The organism is Zobellia sp. OII3 (genome assembly GCF_002211465.1).
Taxonomy (GTDB): domain Bacteria; phylum Bacteroidota; class Bacteroidia; order Flavobacteriales; family Flavobacteriaceae; genus Zobellia; species Zobellia galactanivorans.
Genome location: NZ_MWRZ01000007.1, coordinates 57681 through 72714 on the forward strand (window position 1 = coordinate 57681; position 15034 = coordinate 72714).

3 protein-coding genes are annotated in these 15034 nt (G+C 50.3%); all 3 read left to right on the forward strand.

The window, feature by feature from the left end; genetic code table 11:
• Positions 1 to 105: 105 nt before the first annotated feature.
• Genes B4Q04_RS16700 through B4Q04_RS16710 form a run of 3 tightly spaced genes read left to right on the forward strand, consistent with a single transcriptional unit; the run spans position 106 to position 14572 of the window.
• Complete coding sequence (locus B4Q04_RS16700) at positions 106 to 11664, forward strand: gliding motility-associated C-terminal domain-containing protein (protein ID WP_088697494.1); 11559 nt, start codon at positions 106 to 108, stop codon at positions 11662 to 11664.
• Between the two features lie 25 nt (positions 11665 to 11689).
• Entirely contained in the window at positions 11690 to 12622 is a 933-nt protein-coding gene (locus tag B4Q04_RS16705; protein WP_201723410.1) for a type IX secretion system membrane protein PorP/SprF, read from the forward strand.
• Between the two features lie 9 nt (positions 12623 to 12631).
• Positions 12632 to 14572, forward strand: coding sequence for an OmpA family protein (locus B4Q04_RS16710; RefSeq protein WP_088697496.1), 1941 nt, complete (start codon positions 12632 to 12634; stop codon positions 14570 to 14572).
• The last annotated feature ends 462 nt before the right edge of the window (positions 14573 to 15034 follow it).

Sequence of the window (15034 nt, forward strand, 5' to 3'; positions counted from 1 at the left end):
CAACATTAAATGGTCTAGGTTTTTCTTCAACAATATATTTGGGTAACTATAAACACCATTTGCCTGTAGTTTACGGTAATTATTTATTACGCTAACCATTCTTTTATGAAGTTCTCCCTTAAGACCGGCATTCTTGCCGTAGTTTTGACTTTTGTCTATGCAATTAATTCAAATGCGCAACTTGAAAACAACCGCTACAAGGTTGATGTAAATCCGCAAGATCTTGCAACCTGTGGGGGTGTCAACAACTCGTTGGAAGAAGTGACGATCCTAGGTAAAAATGCCAATTGTCACGATTTTAGTATCACTTTCGATCTTCCCCTAGGTATTGAGTATGTATCGGGCACGGCAACTATTACGGCCCAATCCGGTTCAGGGGACTATGTCATTTCCGAGGGGGGAACGTCGTCCGATCCCATCTTTACCATTCTGCGGCCCAATGATGAAAATTGGCAAGTAAACGATGTGGTAACCTTTACCTTTGAACGGAGTGCCAATTGCGATGCCGTTGAGTTTTCCGGTTCTGGAGGCATCTTTAAAGATGCCTATACGATCAACTTCCAAGATGCCGGTGGGGCCAATTCAGATTCGGAGAGCGATCCCCCTTCCTACGATTTAATGGCGGCATCGTTGAACATTTCTTCCATACCTACAATAAATGCCAACGTAGGCCAAACTTATGTCAGGGATATTGTAATCGCACAAGGGGGAAATGGCTGTACCGAAAGCTTTACCTATTATGTAAATGTTGGTGAGGACGTAAGGGATGTCTATTCCTTGTCCTATAACGGAGAACCTTTGGGTACTATGGTAGACGGGGTGTATACGGTTACCATCGATTTAAATTCTGAAACGTTCGAAGATGTGGGTAATAAAAATAGCTGCTTCGAAAACGGCGAGACCATTGTCTTACAGGAAGAATTTAGGGTAGACGATTGTTTAGACACGGCCGTAGTACATAATGCCTATTGGGGATGTAGCCCGGGGGAAACATGTCAGGCGGCGTCGCCACAGACGGGTTCCTTGAATTTTGGGACGAGCGTACCTGCCATAGCCTTGACCAAAGTTGGGTCTACAACGCCAGATTTGTGTAATGCCGTTACCTATACCGTTAAAATAGAGAATACCAAAACGACCGAAGGCTCCATGGCCTTGGACGTGGGTATTAACTTGGGAATGGGCCACAACACCTCGGCCGTAACCACTGCATATACGAATCCCCTTTGGGATTTTGATTATTACAATACAAGAAAGGTTTCAAATTTCAGGTTTGGGACCAATGCTTCTTTTAACCCGGGTACAAAGCCGAGTACATCATATCCGGGCAGGGGGTCTGGCAATACCATATCCATACCGCCTGATTTCTTTACCTCGGATCCCGATGGGCCGAACTACGGTTTTGATGACTTGGACAGCGACGGCTTCTATGACGATTTGCCTCCGAACGCTTCAACGGAACTGTCCTTCGATTTTGAAATATCCCCTAGGGATGTCTGTGGTACAGGAAGATATGATTATATGGGGTGGGAGCACACCTATTTCGATGTCTATTTTAAAGATCAGTGTAAAGGAGACCGTGTCCCTGAGCGTATAGACCTTAACTATTTCAATATCATTCGTGATTACCAGAACGTAACCGAAATTGAGGCGCCCACCGATATTACAAACAATGAGGATTTTACCTTAAAAATAGCTCCCTCGATATATGCGGGCGGTTCGGGTAGGCCTACCATCGACGGCGAGGCCATATTCTCCAACAAGGCCAGCTCGTTGTGGACCATAACCATCGATGTGCCTGCCGGAATGGAGCTACAGGCATCGGCTTCCCCTGATTTTTCGCAATCGGGAAGCCAGATTACGTATACCACTACGAACATGAGTGGTAACACTTTTAAGGAATGGGTAGAATTTCCATTGACATATACCTGTGGTACCAACGGAATGAAAAGCATATCCTATACCACTAATTTTACGGCTACGGGATCGAGCGGGGTTTGTTGGAGCCAAGACATACACTGCGGTACGGTTAATATTTTTACGCATTGCCCAGGCGGTTGTGTCGGTCCGGTAATCGAAGATTTTACCGCTGAAAGGATTACGGCCGGATGGACGGATGAAACCATGTCTACGGCGGTTGTACTCGACGAGAATACCGACGGTATCAAAAAGTATTTGGCGGGAGATCAAATGAAAGTGACCACCAAGGCCTCCATCAACAATGTTTCCCTCGATAACCTTTATTTCGACCTTACTTATAATACGGCCAGTGCCGCTGCAGGAGGTGCGGGAATAATTACCTTGGTCGATTCTAAAATTACGATCAATGATACCCCGTCTACATCCCAATCGGGAGTTTTGGCGAATGCCCCTGTTTTGACCACCAACGGTTCCACAGAACACCTTTTGACCTTTGACCTAAGCGACGATCGAAGTTTGATAGGTCCGGGTTACGAATATGAAGGCGACGCTACGGAGAACGATGTGGTCGAACTGGAACTGACCTTTGAGTTCAGTAAAGATTTTCAAGTTGTCGATTATTTTGAGCTTACCAACTTCAGGGGAGAGTTTTATGCCTATACGGATTCCGCACATACGGAAGCGAACAGGGTAGGTTGTGATACTTGGGGCGATCGCGCCTATTACTCCAGACCCAATATTTATGGCAGTAACCAAACCCGCTCGGGCGAGGGCTGTACGCCTTCACTGGGCTATATGTACTTTACACATAATATGTCACCTAGCGACATGTTTGCCGATGAGTACCGTCCTATGACCATTTGGGAGTCCACGGTCGTAGATATCCCCGAAGGGGCAAGGTTTACCGGTAACGTTACGTCCAACGCTTTCAGCAGCAACAACTATTCTACCGCAACGGGCGAGTTTGTTGCAACGGAGAGCAACGGACAGGTGATAATAACACCGGGACCGAATTTTGTGAACAGGGACCAAACGGGCTTGGTGTACCAAAGGTTCGAGGTAGAGTTTGTGGGTACCTGCAACTCGCCTACGGAGGCTTCGTACGATTATACCATCAACTATCAGGATTTTGCCTATGCAAGCCCTGTCAGTACGAGTTTTACGAATACCAATAAATTCAGCTATACACAGCCTACCTTTATCGTGCAATCTCCCTTGCCTACGGTCAACGGAGACGCCTATAAAGTAGATTTCGACGTAAATATTAGCAATACGAGTCCCCAGGATATCGACTACAACTGGTTACAGGTTACGGTACCCGTGGGAATAAACATTACCGATGCCTTCAGTGTTTCCGGAGGTGTCGAGACTGCGGTCAATTTTTATCAGGCAGGGGATAAAACATGGATAGAGGCCGGGGCCATAGCTTCGGGCGCTACCAAATCGATTCGCTTCAAGGGCGATTTTGAGGATTGCTCCGATCTAACGGTCTTGGTAGAACATGGATGGGATTGTTTGGGCTACCCAGGGTATCCCGATACCCATGTCGATGTATCCGATTTTCAGGCGGTCGGTGCGTCTTGCTATCAGAATTCGACCTCCATTACCTTGGAACCTAAAAATGCACAGGTTCAGATAGGTATTACCGATCAGCCCGTGTCATCACAAGATTTGTGTACCCCTTTTCATGTAGAATTGGACATCATAAGTGCGCAATTGGCCGACTTGGTCAACCCGAGATTGGAATTTGCCATTCCCGGAGGTGCAACAGGTATCGATATTGTGGAAGCCGAGGTAGAATATCCCAAAAATTCGGGTAATTCCGAAACGGTAAGCGTTACCATTACCGATGGGACGGCAACGGTAAACCTGATGGAACATTCGGGTATTGCCGCCATAAGCGGTATTGCCGGTAATCCGGCCAATAATTCGGTCGACGACCGAACTGTACATGTAGACCTTGAGCTGCAGTTGATGTGCGATTTTATTTCCAACTCGCCACTTACCTTTAAGGTATATGGTGAGAGTCCGTGTGGCGACCCGGCCTTTGGCAATGGTTCCCGTGTGGTTTCCGATGCGATAGAGGCAACAGGGGCCGTGGCACCCTATGACGCTTTAAGCACCATTAACCTACCTGGTTTTGGAGCCCCGATCCAAGGGTGTGGCGTTACCGAAACCATAAATGTGGAGACTTTGATAGCCGGTTCCAATAGCACCGGGGCTTCCGATTATGCCTTGATTGAGCTAAGGCCGGGCATTGAATATGTCGATGCTTCGTTTACAGGTACGGGAACCCATGTGGCAACCTTTGAATCTGTTACGACCGTGGGCGACCACCAAGAGATTATTGTAAAATATCCGGCCGGGGTAGCACCGGGCGAGAGCATTTCCTTCGACTTTGATTTTATAACGACCAATGAAGGTATTTGCGATGATACCGAAGAGATACATATTACAAATTATGTAACGGTAGGTACCATGTCTTGCGGGGGCACTGCCTGTTCCGAATTTCAGGTATCCCCAGGGTTCTCGTACGAGACCATGCCTTTGGAGAAACCGGTTTTGGCGGGCACCGCGAACGACAGCTTCTTTACGGTAGATACCGGCAATAACTACGAATATAACTTGTCGATAGATATAGAGAACCTCAGTGCCTTGGATGCCGCTGCTGGTTATACCTATAATGTGTACTGTGCCGATGTAAACGGGGAAATTTTGGGAGCCGCCATTGCCACGGGAACGGTCGCTTCTACGGTACCAAATTCTTCGACTATTGTCGAGGAAATCGTGTTTACCACTGCGGGTGCCGCTTGTTCGGGCAACAACCTTATCGTAGAGTTCCTGCCTTCAAGTACCAACTGTCAGTGTGAGGCCATACAGATTGAGGTTCCGGTAGTTTCCGGTGCTCCGCTGAATTTGGACAACGATAACGATGGTATTCCCGATGTGATTGAGGTATATAACGGGGATGCCGATGGCGACGGGGTTTTGGACTATGGGGATCCGGATTTCTGTGCTGCCAATTTTGATGGCGTCGACGGATGGGATTGCGCCACCATGGGCTTGCCAGACCCCGATGCTGATTTGGATGGCGATGGAACCCCCAATTATTACGATACCGATTTCCCTGCCTGTGGCGGACTGAACGCCAATGGGGTTTGTATCAATTTTGATACGGACGGAGACGGGGTTCCCAACCATTTGGACTTGGATTCCGATAACGACGGTATTACCGATATCGTTGAGTTGGGAGAAGGAAATAAAGATGCCGATGGTGATGGGGTATTGGATAACCTAACCGATGTGGATAACGACGGACTTGCGGATGTTGTCGATAACGATACGACAGATGGTCCCGAAGGTAGTGTTCCATGTACGCCGCAAATCGGTTGTGTACAGACCAATTCCACTTCGAATATTTTTGACACGGACGGCGATGGTACAACTGATAATTCGGGGGATTTCGACGGGGACGGAATTATTAATGCTTACGATTTGGATAGTGATAACGACGGTATTCTGGATACGGTCGAGGCACAGGCCACAAGTAGCTTTAACGCTCCAGGAGCAATCGATCCGGCAACGGGCATTCCCGTGGTGGGGACCGATACCGATGGCATTGATCCCATCGATACCGATGGTGATGGTAACCCTGATTACCTAGACCTCGATGCCGATAACGACGGTGTTACCGATACATTGGAAGCCGGTGGTGCCGATACCGATGGCGATGGGGCCATTGATGGTTTTACCGATGCCGATGGCAATGGTGTTGCCGATAGTGTCGATGCTACACCGCTGCCTGATGGGGATTCTGATAATGACGGTGTTTTAGACCGATTGGATCTGGACTCCGATAATGATGGTATCCCCGATGTAACCGAAGCTGGAGGCGTCGATGGCGATGGCGATGGTATCATAGATACGTTTATGACCGATGCCGACAATGATGGTCTTGCCGATAGTGTAGACCCTGTAGGGCCTGCTACGGCGGGTATGCCTTTGGAAAATCCGGATACCGATGGCGATGGTTTGGATGATCGATTGGACCTCGATTCCGATAACGACGGTATTCCCGATGTGCTTGAAGCTGGAGGTACGGATCCCGACAACGATGGTAGGATCGGTACAGGGGCCATAGCGGATGATGACGGCGACGGACTTTCGAATATTGTGGATACGGACGATAATACCACCCAAGGTACTCCAGGTGATGGCGGGGGAACTGCCTTGCCGATATCTGATTTTGACGGCGATGGCCTACCCGATTATTTGGATATTGATTCTGATAACGATGGCATTACCGATACTACCGAGGCCGGGGGTACGGACGTGGACGGTGACGGAAGGATCGATGGTTTCGATGATACTACGACTACCGACGGTTGGGACGATGCTACGGCAGCTTCTCCCTTACTAATTCCTGATACCGATGAGGATGGTAAATCGGATTACTTGGACATCGATGCCGATGATGACGGTATTCCCGACAATGTAGAGGCACAGACAACAGCAGGTTATGTGGCCCCGGCCAATGCAGAGGCTACCAATGGATTGGATACCAATTATCCAACCGGACTGACCCCTGTAGATACGGATGGCGACCTAATTCCTGATTACTTAGACCCTGATTCCGATAATGACGGGGTGTACGATGTGTTCGAGGCAGGGCAAGGTATCATTATGGATCCTTTGGCCGACAGCGATAACGATGGACTGAACGATGCCTTTGACGATACGCCCGGTAATGATGTCAACAACGACCTGGATATAGGGGCCCTTGCTACCGATAATGTAGACGACCTAGATCCGAACGAGGTAGACTTTAGGTCAATATTGGATACCGATGGCGATGGTATTATGGATACGGTCGATATCGATGACGATAATGACGGAATTTTGGATGTGGATGAAAATAGTTGTAGCTATATCACTACCAGTCAAACCTTACACTCGAACATTAGTACTTTACAAAGTGCCAATGCCGTAGTGGAAGCTGGGGTAAAATACTTCTTCGACATCGAGAACGTGGCTACCGGAGGTATTCTGACCGGAGTGGCCCAAGATGGAGTTTTCGAAGGAAGGACCATCAATGTTTACTTGACCGAGCCTGCTCGGGGAGGGGCGACAATTAATGGCAGTACGGCCGTTTATTATTCCGATTTTACCCAAAATACGGTAGATCCATCGAGTGGGGGAATCGTAAACAATGGCTATTACCTGTTCTACGCCATTGTAGATTTGAACGGAAACGGAACTTATGAAGACGGTGTGGACGAACTGTTGGGGCCTGTAGATCCCTTGGTGCCCACAAGTATTCCGGTATCAACGAATAGCGGACCCTTATATTTCTATTACAACGACGGACAGTTCGATGATAACCTGGCCAACATAACTTACGGAATTAAGACCGAGAATTGTGATACCGATGGGGATGGTATTCCCGATAGTATTGATTTGGATTCCGATAACGACGGTATTCCCGATATTACCGAAGCCGGAGGTACCGATACCGATGGTGACGGACGTGTAGACTACCCGACTCCCGGTGATCCAACTTCTATGGTCGATACCAATAACGATGGTTTAGCCGATGAATTTGAAACGAACCCGCTTCCGGACGAAGATTCCGATAACGATGGGGTAAAGGATAGATTGGATCTGGATTCCGATAACGATGGTATCCCCGATGTAACCGAAGCGGGCGGATCGGATGCCGACGGAGATGGAGTTATCGATACCCATGCTACGGATACTGACCACGACGGTCTGGCCGATAGCGTAGACCCTGTTGGTCCGGCTACCTCGGGTACGCCTTTGGAAAATCCGGATACCGATGGTGATGGAAGGGATGATCGATTGGATACGGATTCCGATAACGATGGTATTTCCGATGTAACCGAAGCAGGTGGTTCAGACCCTGATAACGATGGTATCATTGGTGCCGGACCTATTGAGGATGCCGATGGTGACGGACTTTCTGATATAGTGGATACGGATGGCACTGGTACGGCGCTACCAATAGATGATTTTGATGGGGACAATGTACCCAACCATTTAGACCTGGATTCTGACAACGACGGTATCCTCGACGTCCTAGAATCGGGCAACGGAGCCTTGGATACGAACAACGACGGTATGATCGATAGAAACGATACCGGCTTCGCGGATGCGGACAACAACGGTCAGGCCGACAGCTCCGAGGGCACCACACCGGTGAACACCGATGGTACGGGCAACCCCGACTATCTGGACATCGACGCCGATGACGATGGTATTCCCGACAACGTGGAGGCGCAGCCTACAACGGGTTATGAGGCTCCCGACAACACCTTCGATGCCAATGGTATTGATACCAAATATCCTAACGGTATCACACCTGTGGACACCGATGGTGACGGTACGCCCGATTATTTGGATGCCGACTCCGATGATGATGGATATTCAGATGTAGTGGAGGCCGGACAAGGTAGCCTTACAGGTACGGACACCGATGGAGATGGTCTTGACGACGGCTTCGACGATACCCCGGGCCACGACGTGAACAACGATTTGGATGCCGGTGCCATCGATACGGATAATGATGACGATACAAATACCGATGAGGTTGATTTTAGGTCGATTTTGGACCACGACCAAGATGGTATAACGGATATTCTTGACGATGACGACGATAACGACGGCATTGCCGACGTGGACGAGTCCAACGGCACCGACCCAAGTGCGGACGACGACAACGATGGCGTTCCGAACTACTTGGACGATGATCCTGCCGACCCTGCGATCGGGGACGACAATGGAATGGTGGAGCCGGACTTCGACTTTGACGGTGACGGTATCCCCAACCACTTCGATTTGGATAGCGACAACGACGGTATCCTAGACGTCCTAGAATCGGGCAACGGAGATTTGGATACGAACAACGACGGTATGATCGATAGCAACGATACCGGCTTCGCGGATGCGGACAACAACGGCCAGGCCGATAGCTCCGAGGGCATCACACCGGTGAACACCGATGGTACGGGCAACCCCGACTACCTCGATATCGATGCCGATGACGACGGTATTCCCGACAACGTGGAGGCGCAGCCTACGACGGGTTATGTAGCTCCCGCGGATGCCTTTGATGCCAACGGAGTGGATACGAACTATCCTAACGGTATCACGCCTGAGGACACCGATGGTGACGGTACGCCCGATTATTTGGATGCCGACTCCGATGATGATGGATATTCAGATGTAGTGGAGGCCGGACAAGGTAGCCTTACAGGTACGGACAGCGATAATGACGGTCTTGACGACGGCTTCGACGATACCCCGGGTAACGACGTGAACAACGACTTGGATACTGGGGCCGACGGAACCGATAATGAAGACGATGCCGACCTAACGGAAGTGGACTTTAGATCGGTACTTGACCACGACCAAGACGGTATTCCAGATACGGTGGACCTCGACGACGATAACGACGGCATTGCCGACGTGGACGAGTCCAACGGCACCGACCCAAGTGCGGACGACGACAACGACGGCGTTCCGAACTACTTGGACGATAATCCTGCCGACCCTGCGATCGGGGACGACAATGGAATGGTGGAGCCCAATTTCGACTTTGACGGTGACGGTATCCCGAACCACTTCGATTTGGATAGCGACAACGACGGTATCCTCGACGTACTAGAATCGGGCAATGGCGATTTGGATACGAACAACGACGGTATGATCGATAGCAACGATACCGGCTTCGCTGATGCGGACAACAACGGCCAGGCCGATAGCTCCGAGGGTACCACACCGGTGAACACCGATGGTACGGGCAACCCCGACTACCTCGATATCGACGCCGATGACGATGGTATCCCCGACAATGTGGAGGCGCAGCCTACAACGGGTTACGTAGCTCCCGCGGATGCCTTCGATGCCAACGGAGTGGATACGAACTATCCGGGAGGATTGGTTCCCGAGGACACCGATGGTGACGGTACGCCCGATTATTTGGATGCCGACTCCGATGATGATGGTGTCGACGATGTACTGGAAGCTGGTCAGGGTGCCCTTACAGGTACGGACAGCGATAATGACGGTCTTGACGACGGCTTCGACGATACCCCGGGCAACGACGTGAACGACGATTTGGATACAGGGGCCGACGGAACCGATAATGAAGACGATGCCGACCTAACGGAAGTGGACTTTAGATCGGTACTTGACCACGACCAAGACGGTATTCCAGATACGGTGGACCTCGATGACGATAACGACGGCATTGCCGACGTGGACGAGTCCAAGGGCACCGACCCAAGTGCGGACGACGACAACGACGGGGTTCCGAACTACTTGGACGATGATCCTGCCGACCCTGCGATCGGGGACGACAACGGAATGGTGGAGCCGGACTTCGACTTTGACGGTGACGGTATCCCCAACCACTTCGATTTGGATAGCGACAACGACGGTATCCTAGACGTCCTAGAATCGGGCAACGGAGCCTTGGATACGAACAACGACGGTATGATCGATAATAACGATACCGGCTTCGCGGATGCGGACAACAACGGCCAGGCCGATAGCTCCGAGGGTACCACACCGGTGAACACCGATGGTACGGGCAACCCCGACTACCTCGATATCGATGCCGATGACGACGGTATTCCCGACAACGTGGAGGTGCAGCCTACAACGGGTTATGAGGCTCCTGACAACACCTTCGATGCCAACGGAGTGGATACGAACTATCCAAACGGTATCACACCCGTGGACACCGATGGTGACGGTACACCCGATTATTTGGATGCCGACTCCGATGATGATGGATATTCAGATGTAGTGGAGGCCGGACAAGGCAGCCTTACGGGAACCGACAGCGATAACGACGGTCTTGACGACGGCTTCGATGATACTCTTGGTAATGACGTGAACAACGATTTGGATACTGGGGCCGACGGAACCGATAATGATGATGACCCAACAACTCCTGAAGTAGACTTTAGGGAGATGGGAGATAGTGATGGCGACGGCGTACTTGATACCCAAGAAGAGGCCGATGGTACCGATCCGAACAATCCTTGTGATTACGTAATCGAGCATGTTACCTTGGATTTCTCTGGCGATTACCTAGTTGCCGATTGTGACGGGGACGGGGTAACCAATGGTCAAGAGTTGGAAGACGGGACCAATCCGGAAGATCCATGTGATTACGATGAGGCTAGCATAAGCTTGGAGCAAGGAGGCGATTATCTGATCTCCGATTGTGATGAAGATGGTCTGACCACTTCACAAGAAGAGGCCATAGGCACGGATCCGAACAATGCCGATACCGATGGGGATACGATCCCCGATGGCCAGGAACTGGAGGACGGTACCGATCCCTTGAATCCTTGTGATTCCATAAATGGAGTACCTACCTTGGAAGCAGGCTGTGATCCGGAATTGGTAGAGACCGGCATTTCGGTCACCAACGAGATCATAACACCGGACAACGACGGGGTAAACGACTACTTCGAGATCGACAACATCGAGTCGTTCCCGAACAACAAGGTACAGATCTACAACCGTTGGGGCGTACTGGTGTACGAGATGTCGGGCTACGACAACGGTCCCGCTTCCTTTAGGGGCGTCTCCAACGGAAGGGCGACGATCCAAGTGGATTCCAAATTGCCTGTAGGGGTGTACTTCTATGTGATCAAATACGAAAACAAGGGAGAATACCTGAGCAAGGCAGGTTACCTATATGTCAACAGATAAATTTCCTCCAATACAAACGATAAACATGAAAAAACTAGTTATAGCGGTCCTGTCGATTTTTGCCGGCCTTGTCTCGGCCCGTGCCCAGCAGGACGCCCAGTACACACAGTATATGTACAATACGATTGCGGTGAACCCCGCCTATGCGGGTTCCCGGGGCGTGTTCAGCATTGCGGCCCTGCACCGCTCGCAGTGGGTGGGCCTCGAGGGGGCGCCTACCTCCCAGACCCTGAACTTCCATACCCCGGTATCGAACTCGGTGGGCCTGGGCCTCTCGGTGGTGAATGACGAGATCGGCAACGGCACCAACCAGGATACCTATATCGACGGGGTTTTTTCCTATACGGTGCACACCTCGGAGGAAGGGAAGCTGTCCTTCGGCCTGAAGGCGGGAGGCCACCTTTTGAACATCGACTTCTCGAAGCTGAGGAACTACGGTGCGGAGAGCAACCTGCCCAACATCGACAACAAGTTCGCGCCCAATTTCGGGGCAGGGGTATACTACCATACGGAGCGTTTCTATGCGGGACTATCGGTGCCGAACTTTTTACAGACGGAGCACTTCGACAATTCCAACACCGACAGCAGTTCTTTTCTGGCGGAGGAGCGTATGAACCTCTACCTTATCACGGGCTATGTGTTCGATATGAACCAAAGGTGGAAGTTCAAGCCTGCGGCCTTGGTCAAAGCGGTTAAAGGGGCGCCCTTGCAGATCGATTTCAGCGCGAGCTTTCTGTTTAACGACAAGTTCTCCTTGGGGGCGGCCTATAGATGGGATGCGGCAGTGAGTGCGCTCTTCGGTTTTCAGTTGAGCGACCAGCTTATGTTGGGGCTGGCCTACGACAGGGAGGTCACCGATCTTGGGGCGGCACGCTTCAACGACGGCTCCTTCGAGATATTCCTAAGATACGAGTTCCTTACCCGCTACAAACGAGTACTAACCCCTAGATTCTTTTAACGACCCGATATGAAAAGAGCAAAATATATTTTCTGCGCCCTCGCCGTAATAACCTGTATCGCCCAAGGACAGGAGAGAAAACTGGAAAAGGCCGAGAACAGGTTCTCCGACTTCGCCTATGCACCGGCCATACGGTCCTATGAGGACCTGGTGGCCGACGGGTATAGTGAAGAGCGGATATTCAAGAACCTCGGCAACGCCAATTACTACAACGCCAGGTACGCCGAGGCATCGAAGTGGTACGGGAAGCTCTTCGAGCTCGATACGGCCGATATCGACCCCGAATACATCTACCGCTACGCCCAGACGCTCAAGTCCTTGGAGGATTACGAAGCCTCCGACAGGTGGATGAACAGGTTCAGGGAGGCCAGGGCCAACGACCGGCGCGCGGAACGCTTCGGCGAGAACACGGACTACTTGGAGCGGATAGAGGCCAATTCGGGTAGGTACGAGATCCAGAATTTAGGGCTCAATTCCAAGGTGTCCGATTTTGCACCTTCCTTTTACGGGGAGGACCTGATCTTTTCGACCGCCCGTGACAGCGGCCTCCTGTCAAAGAAGATCCACAAGTGGAACAACGGCTCCTTTTTGAACCTGTACAAGGCTTCACAAGATGGGCAGGGAAATTTTATCGGGGTAGATAGACTTTCCAATAGGCTGAACAAAAAAACACACGAGTCCTCCACGGCCTTCACCAAGGACGGCAAGACCATGTACTTTACCCGGAACAACTCCAACAACGGCAAGTTCTCAAGGGATGAAGAAGGGATCAGCCGGTTGAAGATCTACAGGGTAAGGTTGGTGGACGGCGAATGGAAAAATATCGAGGAGCTTCCCTTTAACGATGATGGCTACTCGGTGGCCCACCCTGCACTGAACAAAGAGGAAAACAAGCTGTATTTCGCCTCCGATATGCCGGGAACGGTCGGGGAGTCGGATATTTTTGTGGTGGACATCCACGGGGACGGCAGCTTCGGCACGCCCCAAAACCTGGGCCCCAAGATCAATACGGAGGCCAGGGAGACCTTTCCCTTCATAACGGGTTCCGACGTACTTTATTTTTCCAGTGACGGGCACCCTGGGCTGGGCGGACTCGATGTGTTCGCGATCGATCTAAAGGAAATGGAAGCGGGCCAGGTGGTGAACGTAGGCAGGCCCCTGAACGGGGAGGAGGACGATTTTTCGTATATAATCGATGAAGAGACCCAAAAAGGCTTCTTCGCCTCGAATCGCGAAGGCGGACATGGGGATGACGATATCTACAGTTTTACGGAGACAAAGCCATTGGACCTCAAGTGCCATACCTTGATAGCCGGAACGGTCAGGGACGAGGAGACCGGCGAGCTGTTGGCCCATGCCGCCATTACTTTATATGACAAGGAAAACCATGTGGTCTCCACATCGCGGACCGATGCCGACGGGGCCTTTAACATGGGAGGCAACTGCAAGGACGGAAATTACAAGGTAGTGGCCTCAAAAAGCGATTACGACGATGGCGACAAGGTGTTCGCCACGGTCAAGGGAAAGGATGCCACGGGCATAGAGGTGGTATTGGCCAAAACCGTAAGACCGGCACCGCTGGGAACCGACTTGGCGAAGTACCTGGGCATCGAACCGATCTATTTCGATTTCGACAAATACTTTATCCGGGAGGACGCCAAGATAAGCATCAAAAAGGTATTGGCCTATTTGAACGAATTTCCGGAGGTGAAAGTACAGGTACGTTCCCATACCGATTCGCGTGCCAACGATGCCTACAACATGTGGCTGTCGACCAACAGGGCGAAGTCCACGGCGGATTATCTAATTGCCCAGGGCATTCCTGAAAACCGGATCTCCTTTGAGGGCTTCGGGGAAACCCAATTGACGAACGAGTGTAGCAATGGGGTGCCCTGTACCAAAGTACAACACCAAATGAACAGGCGTTCTGAATTTATAGTGGTGGAATAAAGGAAAATAGACCGACCAACCAAGAAGGGATGGAGCATGGCTTCGTCCCTTTTTTTATATCACATTTTTTCGTTTAGGTAAACTCGTACGTAACAGAATATTGAAAAGCGCTATAGCTCTTAAATACTGAGTTTAAAGCTTAAAAGGGAGATGATAATTCATGATTCGTCAACTGTGTCTATTGTTGGGTTTATCGATGAAATGCACTTTTGTCGTTTCTCTTCGCATACAAAGTATAGGTTTTCCCATACAATTAGCTGTGCTTGACAACAATATTCATAATATTATATTTTCTGATACTATATTTAAGAACATTAACTATATTGTAGTAGGCTTTTGCTTACAAAGTACTACAAGAACACTAACCATTACATTATGAATTATTATTTACAATAAGTATAAATGCTCTGATTGTCAATAGCAGGTAAATTATACTACTCAGTTCCGTCCTCAAAATTTAGC